Consider the following 15,768-nt stretch of genomic DNA (forward strand, 5'->3'; position numbering starts at 1 on the left):
GTGCTTTTTAACCAATACCTTTTAACGGACACACCCTATGCCTGAATTACCCGAAGTTGAAGTGAGCCGTTTAGGTATTAGCCCACACTTAATTGGTCAGCATATTGAGCAGATTATTGTGCGTCATAAACAATTACGTTGGTGGGTGCCTGATGACGTGCATTTAGCTGAGGGGCACATGGTGAATGACGTGCGTCGTCGCGCTAAGTACCTATTTATTGATACCGATGCAGGTAGCATTATTTTGCATTTGGGTATGTCGGGTAAATTACGGATTGTGAACAGTGAAACACCGGTGATTAAACATGATCATGTCGATATCGTATTGACCAATGGTGTGTGTTTACGTTTCAACGACGCCCGCCGCTTTGGCGCTTGTTTATGGCAACGTGTCGGCGACCCTGAAATTGGTATGATAGCTGCTCTTGGGCCTGAGCCATTAACATCTGACTTTGATGGGCAACGCTTATATGATCTTTCTCGCACCAAGAGTGTGCCAGTGAAGAACTTTATCATGGACAACAAAGTCGTGGTCGGCGTGGGGAATATCTACGCCAATGAGTCGTTATTCATTGCTGGTATTGACCCACGCAAAGCAGCTAAAAAAGTCAGCAAAAAAAGTTATTTAGCGTTAGGTAACATTATTAAGCAAGTACTCGCAAAAGCGATAGAGCAGGGCGGTACAACGTTAAAAGACTTTACCCAAGCAGATGGCAACCCAGGCTATTTTGCACAGCACCTGCGCGTATATGGGCGTAAAGGCCAAGCGTGCGAAGTCTGCGAGAGCGAAATTCAGTCAGTGACCTTAGGGCAGCGTAATACGTTTTTTTGTGAGCAGTGCCAAAAATAGTCACACGATTGTGAATAAAGATTAATAGCACTAAAAGGCTCAAAGCATGATCGCCCCGACGTTATTGCTAGCGGGCGTCACACGCCTTTACCACCTCCAGTAACCTAGCTTTTTACGCATTTTGATACTTCGGATTAGATTGAACGGCTTATTTTTCAACTTAGGGGGATTGTCCAGCATGTCTTGTGTGGCATCTACTATACGAGCACTTGACTGACCATCAGTGTAAGGGTGAGTTTGCGCTGCGTAGTCGTCTAATTTATCCATCAACTCAGGCGGCCTAGTTAATGCGTATTCTATGCTTTCTTCAATTTTTTCAGCATCGGTAACATTAATAAAATGCGGCTTAGGATGCTCATTTTTCATGGTCACCACAGGTTTATTCAACATTAAAAACTCAACCAGCATAGATGAATTATCCCCAAGCATTAAGTCAGCCTCGAGCATTAATGGCATGGCATTATCGGTTTCGATAAAGGTTAAATTCTCATGTTGAGCGGCTTTATAGGCATCCACCGTACTTTGTGCCATTTTAGGATGGAAGGTCACTAACCAACGCCATTTAGTATCTTGAGATAAGCGCTTAATGGTTGGCAAAAGCGCTTCGGCTTGAGACATTCGAGGAGAAAATGTGGATGAAAATAACACCACTGGGCGCTCGTCCCTTTGTGCTGTTGTGTTAGCGGCAGCGTCCTTCTCAGCAACCATTGAACGATCAAAAAACGGGTCCATTTTACAAAACCCTGTTTCGACTACTTTGAAGAACTGATGCTTTTGCTCCAGTAATTTGAATGTGTCGGTCATTGATGGCCCATGCGTACAATACAAATCAAAACAATCTCGAATAATAAACGAATAGTTCAAACCGTCTTTTTTACGAGTTTTAAAACCAATGAAGCCATGGCGGACACAGACTTTCAAGCCAGGGATAAATGACGGAATCATATTACCAGGAACAAATACGGCAATAGGGTGAAAATCAATTACGGCCTGAACATCAGGTAGTTGCGTTTCATGGGGCTTGAAATAAGCTCTGTTGACGTTGTTACCTTCTACAAACCAAGCGACGGTATCGCCTCTTCTTTGAATTTCGTCCTGCAAGGGGCGCAGTATTTGAAATGCATAATTTTCGGAGATGTAAAAAAGGTAATGTTTTGCCATGGTTTCTCAATTGTATTGTTAATGACGCGCTTAGAGGATAAGCGCGCGATGGTATATTACTTTGCTGTTCTCGCTCTGTTTGATGCAACAAAAGCGAGTATAGGTTATTGCTGAAGTTTTTCTTTTAATGCCGCTTGAACCGCTGGGTGGCAGAATTGATCGACTTTGCCACGGTGCAGCGCGACCTCTTTGACCAGCGTCGATGATATAAACGAGTTCTCTTCGGCAGGGGTTAAGAAAATACTTTCCAAATTGGGATTTAATCGACGATTCATGTTGGCTAACTGAAATTCATACTCAAAATCTGATACCGCACGTAAACCGCGGATCAATACGGTAGCGCCTTGGCTATCAGCAAAATCTGCCAGCAAACCTTCAAAGCCGATGACCTCAACGTTAGGCAGGTGCTCTGTCACTTCTTTAATCAGGTCAACACGCTCCTGTAAGCTGAACAAAGGTTTTTTACTGGGGTTTGCGGCAATGCCGACAATGACATGTGCAAACATGTTGGCTGCGCGCTCAATTAAATCTGCATGGCCATTTGTGATGGGATCAAATGTGCCCGGATAGACAGCTTTTGTGTGCATGTTGTTATACCTTATCAATGTGGCCGCGTATGCCGCCTTGTTAAATGCTTACCAGCGGTAAAATGCACTTACTCGTTTAAATTGTTCGCCAAAACGATCTTCACCTACATCAAGATCAATACCCCAGAAACCGTACTGTGTCGCGTAACTATAACGCACCGTTAATTCCCGGAATGCTTGTTCCGTGTTTGGGTTCATGTCGCTATCTGCACTTCTGAATGTGATATCAATAACCTGATCAGACGCAAATTTCCAATTCATATTGACCGAATGCGTTGTCTTTTGAACCTGATCTTGGGAAGCAAAAAGATCGCTCGCCCAATGACCAAGTGATAAGCCTTCATTGGTGTAACCTGTGGTGTAGAAGCTGGATTGGTAGAAAAGCTCGTCTAAGCGAGTGAATTCATATCGCAAAGACAGGTTGTTGGTTACCATAGGGAAATAGACCCCAAAAGCAAGGGCTTTGTCATCTGCTTCTTGATCCTTGCTTTCAGGAGCGTGGTCAAAGGCAATCTCGCCATAAAGAGATACAGGGAAAGCGAAGGGTAAATTAATCTTACTGGAAATTGCCGTTTTCTGATCGCTTGCTAACGCTTGAGGATAAAGTTCAGGTGCTTTATCTTCACCTGAGGGGCTGAATAAATCTTGGAAAGCATCACCGACACTCAAGTTGTTATTCGCTCCAGCATATTTCAGGGTGCGGCTGTAGCCTATAGTCCACGCTTCAACAGGGGATACACTCAAGTGAAAGCCTAATAAATTGGGTTCACCACGGAACAATTCACCTTGCTGGCTAACGCCCAGCGTATCTTCAAGCTTCGAATAAAACAGCTCATATCGGATACCCCAATCTGTGATAGGGGTGGCGTTACTCACAGTAACAGACAGGCTTGGCTCGGCGTTGGTACTACTTAATAAAGCCGAATCTTGCATTGGCGATAACCAGTGTTCTCGGTAACCCGCTTCGATTTGTGCGTACTCATAACCAAAGGCGACATGGGTGTTATACAACACGGCATCTTCGCCATCAGCATACAAGGCACCGCCTGCCACATAGGCATAAGGTGAGATAAAAGCCACGCCAGAAGCCGAGATTTGGTAGCTGGAGTCGCGTTTAATACCTCTTTGATTCGGCACAGGGCTGCTTTCATCGTCAACTGCAGATATTGATGCGCTCACATGGGTTAACGCTAACGTATCTTTAAACCGGGCTAAATAAGCGTCAACCGAGCGGTGAAGCTCAGGAAATCGTGTGGCAATAAGTTTGTTGCGGCGCATAACATCAACCGCTTTGTACGGCTTGGTAAGGGGTGCCCCAGGGGTCAGTGCCATGACTTTTTCTATCTGAGATTCAATTTCAGGTGAAATTTGTAGCGGAAGGTAGGGGGAAAGCCCTTTCGCCCATCCTTGTGACGCGACTAGCAAAAAGCCGATTATCCAATAACGTGACATGTATTATTTCATTCCAAAACGGCAGGTGACAAAAAATCGAGTGTAACAATTCAAGATTAAATTGTATTGTGCTTTGTAATGAGTATTCACCAGATCAATCAGTGATGTCGCCACAGGTTGTCTTCATTAGGCTGGCTCACCGTAGGCGGACAGCAAAACTTGCCAATTTTGCTCATTGAAATGGAAGGTTTGTTGTTTGGCTTGCTCTTTATGCAATGAGCGTAAGAGTCGGTCTAAATTAGCTTTTTTCCAATTATTGCTAGCATGTATGGCACATTTATCAAAATCGATAAGCCAAATTTTGCCTGCACCATCGAGCATAACATTGTGAATGTTTAAGTCGTGATGATATACATTGTGATCATGAAATTGGCGAATGCAGGTGCCAATGGCTTGCCAAGTGGTTTGTGGTTGCGGCGCTTCACATAAATGGCTAAACATATCTTGGCTATTGGGTATACGCTTTATAATGATGTCGCCTCGGTACATCACATTGTGTCGTGTTACTTGTGCTGCGACAGGCTCAGGTACGGGCAAACCAAGACTGTGCATCTGTTCTAGAAGAGTAAACTCGCGCCATGCTCTCGTGCGTGACAAACCTCTAAAAAGATAGCTGTCTTCAATTAACTTGCCGATTAAGCCACCGCGTCGATAATGGCGCAAAACATATTCGTTATTTTTATGCCTAAAAAAATACGTTGTGCCGCGACCGGTAGCACTGCCGGTTAATTGCTGTTTCGATTGCCAGTAGTGACCATCAAAAATATGCAAATCAGGGGCTGCGAATATTTCAGCATCAAATATAATGGTGCTGCGATCTTTAGATGTTTGCTGAATGTTTGGCATTTAACACGAGGTGGTTGCAAAATTTGGCTTAGTGTATACCTGTATCGCTGATGAATGCGAGCTTCTACGCCCATGGCTCGCGCCAAATCTGTAACGATTGATTCTGAATAAATGCATAACGATTAATTTTAAATAAGTGAGTACCCATTAACTATGGAAAATGATGTGACGAAAACCAGTAAGCAAGATGAAGTTGAGTTGATTCTGGGAAATTCGAATTCCAATTTTTCGGGTGTGACTTCAACCATGTTGCAGGTCATGTCTTATCAACAAAAGTTGATTAATTTGCGTGTCATGGGTAAGCATTTTTTACCTGATCAGAGCCAAGCTATGACATTCTGGCAGGTGGTGAAGATGTGTCGTAAGCCGCTGAGCAATGGTAAGTACCGTGTTTTTCATGCTCGCCGTGTAGATGAAATGATCCAAGCTGTGCTGTTGAAATATGTATTCGGTGCCAAAATAAAAATGGTCTTCAGTTCTGCTGCTCAGCGCTTTCGTTCAGGCTCTACCTTATGGTTAACCCGCAAAATGGACGCTGTGGTGGCCATTAGTCAGTCATCAGCAAAGTATTTGGCTGAGCCACCCGATGCGATTATTCCTCACGGTATTCAAATTGAAAACTTCGCCCCAGCCCCGAACAAAGAGCAAGCGTGGCAGGATTTAGGCTATGGTGGAAAATACGGTATCGGTATTTTAGGCCGTGTGCGCAAACAAAAAGGTGTTCATCTGTTCGTCGATGCGTGCATCGAAGTGCTGCCGAAATACCCGGACTACACAGCGGTTGTAGTGGGGGCTATCTCATCTAGTCATCAAGAGTTTGTTGAAGAATTAAAAGCGAAAATCGATAAAGCAGGTTTGAGCGAGCGTATCATCTTTACTGGTGAACTGCCGTTTGAGCGCATTCCGCCCATTTTCAGTGCTTTATCTATGGTATCTGCGTTGAGCGACAATGAAGGCTTTGGTTTAACTGTACTTGAAGCTATGAGTTGCAGCGCTGCGGTGTTAGCGACGCAAGCAGGCGCGTGGGAAGAGATCATTCGCGAAGACATAGATGGCCACGTAGTGCCTGTGAATGATTTACCCGCGGTGACAGCAAAAATGGATTCACTACTATCAGATCCAGAAAAATTGAAACAAAAAGGCTTAGCTGGCCGTGAACGGGTATTGGCTCATTACACGGTAGAGCGGGAAGCGAAAGCCTTGGTTGATTTGTTTAAAGGGTTGCAATAGCACTCGTTAATGATTGCTCATAGCAAATCCTAACGCCTGCAACGTGGCGCTAACAGCGCCACTGTTTTCCTGTAAAACTTGTTTTCCTGCTTTGCCTGCACGTTTACGTAGTGTCTCATTCCCTAACCACAGCATGACTTTTTGGCTTATTTGTTCTGGGGTATCAGCTTCGAATAACGCGCCATTGTCACTGAGCACTTGGCATATTGCTGGGTTGTTATACCGGTGCACTCCCATCAATATGGGGACTTCAAAGGCCGCAGGTTCAAGGGCGTTATGCCCGCCTCTATCTGCAATACTGCCCCCTACAAAGGCAATTGTAGCCAGAGCATACAAGGCTTGCAGTTTGCCCATTTCATCAACTAGCAAGACTTGGGTGTCTGTATCACAAGGCTTTTCGTCAGAGCTTCTCAGGCTGCATAAGCCACTTGATTTACATATCTGATAGACATCGTCAAAACGCTGGGGGTGGCGAGGTACTATGATAAGCAGTGCGTCAGGAATGTGTTGCAGAATTAATTTGTGAGCATCAAGGAGTACATCTTCTTCTGGAGCATGAGAGCTACCAGCGACAATAATCGGCCGACTTGCAATATTGAACATCTGAGAAAATTCTTTGGCCTGCTGGTGAGCTTCGGGACGAGCAGGCTGCTCAAACTTAATATTATTGGTCAGTACCAACGTTTGCTCAGGAGCATGGAGTTGCTGGTAGTTGTGGTAGTCGCGCTCTCCTTGGGCGCAAACTTTATGTAATTTATGCAGCATGGGGCTAAAAAGAGCCGATATTTTGGCATATGTGCGCATAGAGCTGTCAGTCATACGTGCATTAATCACCGACACGGGAATATTTAGACGCCAGCATTGGTCGATCATATTCGGCCAAAGCTCCACTTCAGTAATGATGACGTGAGTGGGCGCTGCTTGCTTAAGGATGCGGCGCATCATCCATGGAATATCGATTGGCAAATAGCAATGAGTGATTGAGTCGTTGAATAAGTCGGTCGCTTGCTTTGCCCCAGTCGCCGTTGTAGTAGTAATAGTGACAGGTATCTCAGGTTGAAATTGGCGAATTCTTTTAATGACATTGGCAGCGGCAACCACCTCACCTACTGACACACAATGAAAGAGCAACCCACCTGTTTTTGCCGTGCATATATTCACACCAAAGCGTTGGATTCGAGCCCAAGGCGCGGTAGGTTTTTTCGTCAAATATTGATAACAAAAATGTAAAAACACAAAGGGTAACAAAATACACATCAGCAAGGTGTATCCCCACAGGCTGTAATTTTCTTTTGCTTTAGGAGTGAAAGTGGACTTCATCATACCGCCATCAATTAGATTCAGCGGGTATTTTAACAGTATTTCGTTGATTTTCGACTAAGCTTGAGACCATCAGAGCCCTCGCAAAACATTGAATAGGATAAAAAATTTCCTGTAATAAAATACAATAACAAGTAATACTTACCCCATACCGTATCAAGAAGACAAGGAGTTGTGCTCCCAGTTGTTTTTTGTCGCACAAAAAATGGTATTTAATTAGGAGTGTTTTTTGCTGAATATCCACCGCATAGGTTTGCGCCTTATGCTCGCTCTAGTGATGCTATTTGGCGTAAATTATGCCTACGCTGAGCAATCCCAATTGCGTGTTATCGTGAATGATAACGTCAAGGTGAATTCCTTGAGCGAGAGTAGTGTGCGTTGGATTTTTTCGATGCGTCAAACTACTTGGGAAGACGGAAGTGCGATAAAAGTCTATGTTCTTCATCAGCAAGACCCTGCCCACCAAAATTTTTGCAAAGATGTCCTCAGCATGTTTCCTTATCAACTTGAACGAACGTGGAATAAGTTGGCTTATTCAGGCTTAGGAGAAAAACCCACTTTGGTCAGAGATAGCCAAGAGATGATTGATATGGTGAGTCAAGAGCCCGGCGCAATAGGATACGTGCTTTCACCATCGCTACCGCCCAACCTGCATGAATTGCACATTAGCAAGGAGGGTTAATATGAACAAATCGCGCGTAATGTATCTTCTTTGTACTTTTAGCTTTTTTCTGACGAACGTAAGTCACGCAGGGGATTTCGTTTGGCACGGATTCGGCGCCCAAGGCGTCATTCAATCCAGCGATAGTAACTATATAAATGAAAGCGGTGACGTGTCGTTTAGTCTGACCGAGGTGGGACTTAATACGTCGTATCGGATCAATCAAAAACTACGGGTCTCTGCGCAGGGCATTTATATTAACGATGGCAATCGTTTTAATGAAGGGCTGCGCTTGGATTACTTATTTTTGGATTATCAATTGCTGAGCACGCAAAGTTGGAAGGTTAATGCTCATTTAGGGCGATATAAGAACTATCACTGGTTATATTCTGCCACCCGTGATGTGCCCCATACCATGCCAACCATTGTATTGCCCCAGTCCTCTTATTTTGATGCATTTCGTGACGCATCACTTGGCAGTGATGGCATTTCACTTATCGCTCAACATCACAACAATTTAGGTGAGTGGGACATGCGTTGGAGTTACGGCAATACGTCAGTAGACCAAGAGCAAACTGAAAATTTAATGTCCGAATTTGCCACCGGTGAGTTAGAGCATGATTTTGATACGCAATTCAGTCTCTCATTTAGCCCATTTAGTTCGGGTATCGCAATGGGCGTCAGCTTGCTAAGAACAGATTTTAGCTACGACGCCGGTAGCAATGACGTATTCATTGATGGTAAAGCGAAGTTGTTTCGCCTGATGCTAAATTTAACCTACAGTGCTGAGTTTTGGGATATTAACGCCGAAGCGATGCGGGAGCGAACAGACTTTATAGGGCTGTTACCTAACGGCGGCATCAAGGATACTGCCGCTGAAGGGATATATGTACAAGGACGTCTATTTCTTACCCCTCAAGTCACCTTGCTGGCAAGAATTGACATGTTTGATGCAGATAAAGACGATCGCTCTGGTCGGCTTTTACAGCAGAATTCAGGGGGGACGGTGCCGGATTATTTTGCCTATCGAGATCAAATTACATTTGGCGCTTCATGGGATTTTCATGCTAACTGGCGAGTACGCGCTGAATTTCACAAAGTAAAAGGTCGTGCACGCTTAGCACCTGTGTTTATTCCCGATACGGTGACAAATGATTCTGAATATTGGGACATTTGGGCGCTGCAAGTGATTTACTGGTTTTAAGCATGCGAATCTTCGTCAGTTTACCGTGGAAAATCATGGGTCTATTGATTGGTTTTTTACTGATTGCCAGCGTGTTGTTGACCTTCATTTGGATTGATAAAAATAACCAGGATTATCTAAGTCAGCATCAGGCGTTACATGATGAAGATCTAAGTCAAATGCACCTGATCCGCGACATGTTGAGTAATCGTCTCGAGTTATGGTTTGAGTCGTTTATTCACCTGCATGAAGACATCACTGATAATCCGCAAGCGACTGCCGATTTTATTAACGAAGAATTTGATTACTTACAGTTGAATTGGCAAGTTAAGGATCTTTGGTTGCTCGACAGCGAGTACAAAGTCATATTCGCTAATCATCAACATGTGCCTGAATATGTAACGGCGAGTGCACAGCAAACACTGCAAAATCAATCATCTACGTCCAATATTTTATGTGCGCAGTCATGTTTTCAGCTTATAAGCATGCCAATTTTGGCTGCTAACGGTGAGCTTCTGGTATTGACCGCTACCACCTCTTTGCTGGAAATGATGGCTGCCTTGAATCGTTCAACGCTGGCTGAACTTGCCTTAGTAGCAAATATACATTCCCTCGAACTGGCTTCTCTTCGAGACGCGCAGATACAGCCGCCCATCTCAAATATTAGACGCCAAGAACTTAGCGCATTACTCAAGCTAATTCCTGGGGGTATAACATTCGATATGGTGCTGGATAAAGGCTACCGATTGGTGGTCAATGAGCAGGCATATTTGATTAATTTACTGCCCGTTGATGAAAAGGTGACTGACCCTGCATATCTGCTTGCCGTGCACGATATCAGCGACGAGTGGGCAAGGCATGATAGTTATCAATTCGGTGTCATTATCATCTCAGCTATTACAGTGGCACTTTGTATTCTGACGTTCTTTTTAATGGCCGAGCGGCTGCGTAGACGCCTACTTATCGTTGCAAAGCGTTTACCGCTTTTAGCACAGAAGGAATACGACGAATTTAACGCCATGCAATTTCCACATAGTAGACTGTTTTTAGATGAAATAGATGAGGTCCAACGCTCTTCAAATTTATTGGGTGAACAGCTTGAGTCGATGGATGTCAAGATAGAACAAAACACCCGAGAACTTGAAAATATAGCCATGTACGACCGGCTTACGGGGCTTCCAAATCGAAATATGCTGAATTTTGTGCTGCGCAAAAAAATAGCGTCTTTAGCGCGTAACCCTGAACCTTTGGTCGTTATTCTATTGGACTTCGATAATTTTAGGAAAATTAATGACAGTTATGGTCACGGCATTGGTGATGAGTTCTTGATTATCGTCGCCCAGCGATTGCGCAGCAATCTGCGCGAATCAGACGTGATCAGCCGCTTCGGTGGTGATGAATTCGTCATTGTGCTGCAAGAGGTTGATGAGGTCAGTAATGCCATGACCTTAGCCGAAAAGCTGGTGACTAAGTTTAGAGAGCCTATTGAGATCGGCGCTCAACGTTTTTATACCTCTGTGAGTTTGGGGATCACCTCTTGTGACGAACAACATCTCACTGTGGATGACTTGGTGCGCCAAGCGGATATTGCTATGTATGCTTCAAAAGATGCTGGCGGAGACCGCTTTACACTTTTCAATGAAGGCATGAGCACGCGGGTCATGCGCCATATTGAAATTGAGCATGATATTCGAGACGCACTGCAGCAAGAACAGTTCAAGTTCGCGCTACAAGCACAAATAGACATTGGTACCGGCAAGCTGGTGGGATTCGAGGCACTGATCCGTTGGCTGCATCCGAAAAATGGTTACATCATGCCTGATGAATTTATTCCTATTATGGAAAATTCTGAAAGCATGATCACCTTAGGTTACTGGGGTATAAAGCGCGCGTTTGCTATTTTGGCACATCTTGAAAGCATGGGACTGAGTGGGTTGAGAGTAGCAGTAAACTTATCTGCGAGTCAGTTTTTAGATCCTAATTTAATCAATTTTATGCGCGAACAATTAGCAAAAAGCGAGCAAGGTGCAGAGCAAATTGAATTGGAATTGACTGAGCGCACAGTGGTTGCTGACATCAGTCATACGCTGCGGATCATGTATCAGCTCAAGGAATTAGGGTTTAGTTTTTCTATTGATGATTTTGGCACAGGGTATTCGTCTCTCGCATACCTATCTCAGCTACCGGTAGATATTATTAAAATCGACCGCAGCTTTATATCCGGTATGAGTGTAAATAGCGCAGACAAGCAGATCGTGAAATCAACCATCGCTATGGTCAGAAAACTAGGTATGAAGGTTGTCGCTGAAGGAGTAGAGACAGCGGAGCAATTGAATACATTAGGCGATATGCATTGTGATATTGCCCAAGGTTATTATATTTCAAAACCCCTTCTAGAGGATGATTTGTACCAAAAGCTCCCTTCAAAAATAAAGGAAGGTGTCTGGAAGAACTTCGATTTGTCATTTTAACGCTCATTTGCGTTTATACAGTATTAATGTAAAAAAACGATGACGTTCCCGGCAATCCTAAATCACAGGAATTGCCTTGATTATTCGCGTCAAGGCTAGATTATCCTTTATCATTCGCGCATCTTACTATTCTTTGAGGACAACTCATGAAACAAGCCTTTTATGATCGCTTAGCACAGCAAATTAGTGACACTAAAGCACAAGGCCTTTATAAAACTGAACGGGTGATTCAGTCGCAACAAAGTGCAGATATTCAAGTTGGTGATAACCAGCAAGTGCTAAATTTTTGTGCCAATAATTACCTTGGCTTAGCGAACAACGCCGAACTAATTGATGCTGCGAAAGAAGGGTTGGATAGTCATGGATTTGGTATGGCATCGGTACGTTTTATCTGCGGAACCCAAGATATTCATAAAGCATTGGAAGAGAAAATTAGCGCCTTTTTAGGCATGCAAGATACCATTTTGTACCCTTCATGTTTTGATGCTAATGGTGGCCTATTTGAAACAATTTTAGGGCCAGAGGATGCCATCATCTCTGACGCACTTAATCATGCCAGTATCATCGATGGTGTGCGCTTGTGTAAGGCTAAGCGTTACCGTTACGCTAACAACGACATGCAAGCGCTGTCGGTGCAACTTGAAAAAGCGAAAAATGATGGTGCTCAAACCATAGTGATCGCGACCGACGGTGTGTTTTCAATGGATGGCGTTATTGCTGATCTGGCTGGAATTTGTGATCTAGCGGATCAATATGGCGCGTTAGTTATGGTTGACGACTGTCATGCGACAGGCTTTGTCGGTGAGAACGGTCGAGGCAGTCACGAATATTGTGAGGTGATGGGCCGAGTCGATATAATCACCGGCACATTGGGCAAAGCGTTAGGCGGTGCGTCCGGCGGTTATACGTCAGGCAAAAAAGAAGTCGTTGAATGGCTGCGCCAACGCTCTCGCCCTTATCTTTTCTCTAATTCAGTTGCCCCGCCAATTGTTTCAGCGTCCCTAAAAGTATTTGATATGTTGGCAGATGGGCATGCGTTGCGTGCGCAATTAAAACGCAACAGCGCTCACTTTCGAAGCCGCATGGAGCAAGCCGGTTTCACTATGTCAGGCAAAGACCATGCAATTATTCCAGTGATGCTGGGGGATGCTAAATTAGCCAGTGAAATGGCAGATAAAATGCTCCAAAAGGGGATTTACGTCGTTGGCTTTTCCTTCCCTGTAGTGCCAAAAGGCCAGGCGCGAATTCGCACGCAAATGTCAGCTGCTCACAGTATTGGACAGATTGATCGCGCCGTTGATGCCTTCATCGAAGTGGGTAAAGAGTTAGGAGTGATTAAATGAAGTCACTCGCCAAGCTCAAGTCAGAAAAAGGCATTTGGTTGCATGATAGCGAAATGCCTACTGTTGGTCATAACGACATACTGATTAAAATTCGTAAAACCGCTATTTGCGGTACGGATATGCACATTTATAACTGGGACGAGTGGTCTCAAAACACCATACCCGTGCCTATGGTAGTGGGACATGAGTACGTGGGTGAAGTGGTTGAAATAGGTGAGGAAGTGCGCGGTTTTGCTATTGGCGATCGCGTATCTGGTGAAGGGCATATTACTTGTGGGCATTGCCGTAACTGTCGTGCAGGGCGTCGTCACTTGTGTCGTAATACCTCTGGCGTTGGCGTCAACCGAGCGGGTGCTTTTGCAGAGTATTTGTCTATTCCTGCATTCAATGCATTTAAGATCCCAGACAATATCTCTGATGACCTCGCTGCTATTTTTGACCCCTTTGGTAATGCCGTACATACCGCATTGTCGTTTGATTTAGTCGGTGAAGATGTACTAATAACAGGGGCTGGGCCCATCGGCATTATGGCTGCTGCTGTTGCGCAACATGTAGGCGCACGTCACGTCGTCATTACTGATGTAAATGAATACCGCCTAGATTTGGCTCGTAAAATGGGTGCCTCGCGCGCTGTGAACGTGGCTAAAGAGAGCCTGAAAGACGTTATGAATGATTTAGGCATGTCTGAAGGCTTCGACGTTGGGCTTGAAATGTCGGGCGTGCCAGCAGCATTTCGCGATATGCTCGATAAAATGAATCACGGCGGAAAAGTGGCCATGTTAGGTATTCCTTCAGGCGATGTGGCTGTTGATTGGAATAAAGTCATTTTTAAAGGGCTAGTGATCAAAGGCATTTATGGCCGAGAGATGTTCGAAACCTGGTACAAGATGGCGAGCCTCATTCAAGGTGGTTTAAACTTGGCGCCAATTATTACCCATCAATTTAATATCGATGAGTTTCAGCAAGGATTTGATACCATGGGCTCCGGCCAATCTGGCAAAGTCATATTAAACTGGTAAGCAAAAGGTAAAGTAATGGAGCAATTCGCACATATTTCAGTGCAGGAAACACAGCAAAAACTTGCAGCGAAAGAAGCCCGTTTAGTGGATATTCGCGATGAACAATCGTTTGTTGCAGGACATATTGAAGGCGCGGTTCATTTAACCAATGGTACCTTGGTGAATTTCACTCAAGAGACAGACTTCGATACACCTGTGATAGTGTGTTGTTACCATGGGGTCAGCAGTCAACAGGCCGCTCAGTTCCTACTTCATCAAGGATTTGAGGAAGTGTACAGCATGGATGGTGGCTTCGAAGCATGGCGCCAGAGTCTGCCTTTTGTTAGTGGTGAGTAAACTATGTCAGCGCCTTTTTTACTGGTTAGCTTTAATCAAGAACGTGCCGCTCGATTACTCATAAACTATTTGAATAGTCAGGGAATAGCCGCTCAATATTACGTCGATAAAAATGACGTAAATAGTGCTGAACATGGTGTACAACTGCTCAGCGAAGCCGACAAAGACGTTGCTAGCCATATTGCCAGCGAATTTGTTCAGTCCCCCCAAGACGAAAAATACCAGCAAGCCGCTTGGGATAGCGGCGAGACGGTTAGGCTGCGTGATAAAAATTCGGGAATTTCTGCTAGCGGTATTTGGCAACAACTGCGTGATATTCCCTTTACAACCAGTGTGTTACTCACCTGTATGATTGTGTATCTGCTAGCGATGGTAGGCTTTTTTTGGCCGTACAAGGTATTGGCGATCGAGCCACTTCCTCAGCTAATGGAAAATCATCAATGGTGGCGGTTAATCGGGCCCGCACTCATTCATTTCTCGGTACTGCATATTGTATTCAATTTGTTGTGGTGGTGGACACTCGGCGGACAAATAGAAAGGCTTTTAGGGAAAACTACGCTCATCATCTTATTCTTATCCTCAGCGTTACTATCCAATGTTGGCCAGCTATTGGTTAGTGGCGAGCATTTTGGTGGCCTGTCAGGTGTGGTTTATGCTTTGGTTGGTTGCGTGTGGTGGTTAGGGTGGCTGCGCCCATCTTGGGGGCTTATGATGCCTAAGCCTTTGGTCGGTTTCTTGTTAATATGGTTGGTGGTGGGTTATGCAGATATATTGTGGGTTAGCATGGCAAATACTGCGCATACTGTCGGCTTAATCAGTGGCTGTGCCTTTGCTTTTATACTCAGCCGATCTGCAGTAAATAAACGAAGTATTAACAGCTAATTACACTTAACCGTAATAGATGTATTTTGTGAAAATAACATCTTTGATCATGTTCGAGCCGGTTTCTTTTTTCATTAACTTGCGCATGGTATCAAGAAAAGTGCGGCGAATATCTTCTCGGCCGGTGAGCGATTTTACCCGCTCCTCGGGCTGGCGACCTAAAATCTCAATGGCAGTGGCACGTAGCAACGGTGAGTGATGATCTGCTTGTTCTAGAGCGTCCACATCTTCAAGCATTAACTCAACAGTAATCCGCACATAACCGAGCTTACGATTACTGGTCCCAAGGTAGTTTGTTACTATGTCGGGTTCCAAGCCAAAATAGGCGAATTGCTTGCTAGGTGCTTCTTGAGCAAAAGAGGGGCTGAGCAGAGTACTAAGCAATACTAGGCAAGTACCAAATAATCTGACAATGCTCATTTCTACC

The 15,768-nt window shown here is 44.5% G+C and carries 15 protein-coding genes; 9 read left to right on the forward strand and 6 right to left on the reverse strand.

The window, feature by feature from the left end:
• The first annotated feature begins 37 nt into the window (after positions 1-37).
• On the forward strand, positions 38-850 hold the full coding sequence (gene mutM, locus AC0L6N_RS20360) for a bifunctional DNA-formamidopyrimidine glycosylase/DNA-(apurinic or apyrimidinic site) lyase (protein WP_473477264.1): 813 nt from the start codon (positions 38-40) through the stop codon (positions 848-850).
• An 87-nt stretch (positions 851-937) separates the two neighbouring features.
• Here the strand turns inward: mutM and AC0L6N_RS20365 are convergent, their stop codons facing one another.
• The 4 genes from AC0L6N_RS20365 to AC0L6N_RS20380 form a co-directional block, all read right to left on the reverse strand.
• Positions 938-2,011, reverse strand: coding sequence for a CDP-glycerol--glycerophosphate glycerophosphotransferase (locus AC0L6N_RS20365; protein WP_011572996.1), 1,074 nt, complete (start codon positions 2,009-2,011; stop codon positions 938-940).
• A gap of 104 nt (positions 2,012-2,115) precedes the next feature.
• A complete protein-coding gene (gene coaD, locus AC0L6N_RS20370; RefSeq protein ID WP_006993460.1) occupies positions 2,116-2,598 on the reverse strand; it encodes a pantetheine-phosphate adenylyltransferase in 483 nt (160 codons plus the stop codon).
• 48 nt (positions 2,599-2,646) lie between these two features.
• The gene (locus AC0L6N_RS20375; protein ID WP_473477266.1) at positions 2,647-4,050 is read right to left on the reverse strand and encodes a capsule assembly Wzi family protein; all 1,404 of its coding nucleotides are present in this window, start codon (positions 4,048-4,050) and stop codon (positions 2,647-2,649) included.
• Positions 4,051-4,176: 126 nt separating this feature from the next.
• Positions 4,177-4,896 (reverse strand): 3-deoxy-D-manno-octulosonic acid kinase, encoded by a 720-nt coding sequence (locus tag AC0L6N_RS20380; protein WP_473477269.1) that lies wholly within the window; start codon positions 4,894-4,896, stop codon positions 4,177-4,179.
• Positions 4,897-5,049: 153 nt separating this feature from the next.
• Between AC0L6N_RS20380 and AC0L6N_RS20385 the strand changes: the two genes are divergently transcribed.
• Entirely contained in the window at positions 5,050-6,126 is a 1,077-nt protein-coding gene (locus AC0L6N_RS20385; RefSeq protein ID WP_473477272.1) for a glycosyltransferase family 4 protein, read from the forward strand.
• 6 nt (positions 6,127-6,132) lie between these two features.
• Here the strand turns inward: AC0L6N_RS20385 and AC0L6N_RS20390 are convergent, their stop codons facing one another.
• A complete protein-coding gene (locus AC0L6N_RS20390; RefSeq protein ID WP_473477273.1) occupies positions 6,133-7,449 on the reverse strand; it encodes a 3-deoxy-D-manno-octulosonic acid transferase in 1,317 nt (438 codons plus the stop codon).
• A gap of 226 nt (positions 7,450-7,675) precedes the next feature.
• Here AC0L6N_RS20390 and AC0L6N_RS20395 point away from each other — a divergent pair, with 226 nt between their 5' ends.
• The 7 genes from AC0L6N_RS20395 (at position 7,676) to glpG (ending at position 15,341) form a co-directional block, all read left to right on the forward strand.
• A complete protein-coding gene (locus AC0L6N_RS20395; protein WP_473477275.1) occupies positions 7,676-8,128 on the forward strand; it encodes a hypothetical protein in 453 nt (150 codons plus the stop codon).
• 1 nt (position 8,129) lies between these two features.
• Positions 8,130-9,311, forward strand: coding sequence for a TonB-dependent receptor (locus AC0L6N_RS20400; RefSeq protein WP_473477277.1), 1,182 nt, complete (start codon positions 8,130-8,132; stop codon positions 9,309-9,311).
• Positions 9,312-9,346: 35 nt separating this feature from the next.
• On the forward strand, positions 9,347-11,761 hold the full coding sequence (locus AC0L6N_RS20405) for a putative bifunctional diguanylate cyclase/phosphodiesterase (protein WP_041713103.1): 2,415 nt from the start codon (positions 9,347-9,349) through the stop codon (positions 11,759-11,761).
• Positions 11,762-11,907: 146 nt separating this feature from the next.
• The gene (locus AC0L6N_RS20410) at positions 11,908-13,104 is read left to right on the forward strand and encodes a glycine C-acetyltransferase (protein WP_011573004.1); all 1,197 of its coding nucleotides are present in this window, start codon (positions 11,908-11,910) and stop codon (positions 13,102-13,104) included.
• The gene (tdh, locus tag AC0L6N_RS20415; protein WP_011573005.1) at positions 13,101-14,123 is read left to right on the forward strand and encodes an L-threonine 3-dehydrogenase; all 1,023 of its coding nucleotides are present in this window, start codon (positions 13,101-13,103) and stop codon (positions 14,121-14,123) included. The genes AC0L6N_RS20410 and tdh overlap by 4 nt, the downstream gene beginning before the upstream one ends.
• 15 nt (positions 14,124-14,138) lie before the next feature.
• Positions 14,139-14,459: a thiosulfate sulfurtransferase GlpE gene (glpE, locus tag AC0L6N_RS20420; protein WP_011573006.1), complete on the forward strand. Its 321-nt coding sequence runs from the start codon at positions 14,139-14,141 to the stop codon at positions 14,457-14,459.
• Positions 14,460-14,462: 3 nt separating this feature from the next.
• A complete protein-coding gene (gene glpG / locus AC0L6N_RS20425; protein ID WP_473477279.1) occupies positions 14,463-15,341 on the forward strand; it encodes a rhomboid family intramembrane serine protease GlpG in 879 nt (292 codons plus the stop codon).
• 6 nt (positions 15,342-15,347) lie between these two features.
• Here glpG and AC0L6N_RS20430 read toward each other — a convergent pair whose 3' ends face one another.
• The gene (locus AC0L6N_RS20430; RefSeq protein WP_011573008.1) at positions 15,348-15,761 is read right to left on the reverse strand and encodes a flagellar basal body-associated protein FliL; all 414 of its coding nucleotides are present in this window, start codon (positions 15,759-15,761) and stop codon (positions 15,348-15,350) included.
• Positions 15,762-15,768 lie beyond the last annotated feature (7 nt).

The organism is Paraglaciecola sp. G1-13 (assembly GCF_055809255.1).

Excerpts from the sequence above, each read along its gene's own strand:
- mutM (WP_473477264.1), top strand. The coding sequence starts at position 38 with ATGCCTGAATTACCCGAAGTTGAAGTGAGCCGTTTAGGTATTAGCCCA.
- AC0L6N_RS20365 (WP_011572996.1), bottom strand. The coding sequence starts at position 2,011 with ATGGCAAAACATTACCTTTTTTACATCTCCGAAAATTATGCATTTCAA.
- coaD (WP_006993460.1), bottom strand. The coding sequence starts at position 2,598 with ATGCACACAAAAGCTGTCTATCCGGGCACATTTGATCCCATCACAAAT.
- AC0L6N_RS20375 (WP_473477266.1), bottom strand. The coding sequence starts at position 4,050 with ATGTCACGTTATTGGATAATCGGCTTTTTGCTAGTCGCGTCACAAGGA.
- AC0L6N_RS20380 (WP_473477269.1), bottom strand. The coding sequence starts at position 4,896 with ATGCCAAACATTCAGCAAACATCTAAAGATCGCAGCACCATTATATTT.
- AC0L6N_RS20385 (WP_473477272.1), top strand. The coding sequence starts at position 5,050 with ATGGAAAATGATGTGACGAAAACCAGTAAGCAAGATGAAGTTGAGTTG.
- AC0L6N_RS20390 (WP_473477273.1), bottom strand. The coding sequence starts at position 7,449 with ATGATGAAGTCCACTTTCACTCCTAAAGCAAAAGAAAATTACAGCCTG.
- AC0L6N_RS20400 (WP_473477277.1), top strand. The coding sequence starts at position 8,130 with ATGAACAAATCGCGCGTAATGTATCTTCTTTGTACTTTTAGCTTTTTT.
- AC0L6N_RS20405 (WP_041713103.1), top strand. The coding sequence starts at position 9,347 with ATGGGTCTATTGATTGGTTTTTTACTGATTGCCAGCGTGTTGTTGACC.
- AC0L6N_RS20410 (WP_011573004.1), top strand. The coding sequence starts at position 11,908 with ATGAAACAAGCCTTTTATGATCGCTTAGCACAGCAAATTAGTGACACT.
- tdh (WP_011573005.1), top strand. The coding sequence starts at position 13,101 with ATGAAGTCACTCGCCAAGCTCAAGTCAGAAAAAGGCATTTGGTTGCAT.
- glpE (WP_011573006.1), top strand. The coding sequence starts at position 14,139 with ATGGAGCAATTCGCACATATTTCAGTGCAGGAAACACAGCAAAAACTT.
- glpG (WP_473477279.1), top strand. The coding sequence starts at position 14,463 with ATGTCAGCGCCTTTTTTACTGGTTAGCTTTAATCAAGAACGTGCCGCT.
- AC0L6N_RS20430 (WP_011573008.1), bottom strand. The coding sequence starts at position 15,761 with ATGAGCATTGTCAGATTATTTGGTACTTGCCTAGTATTGCTTAGTACT.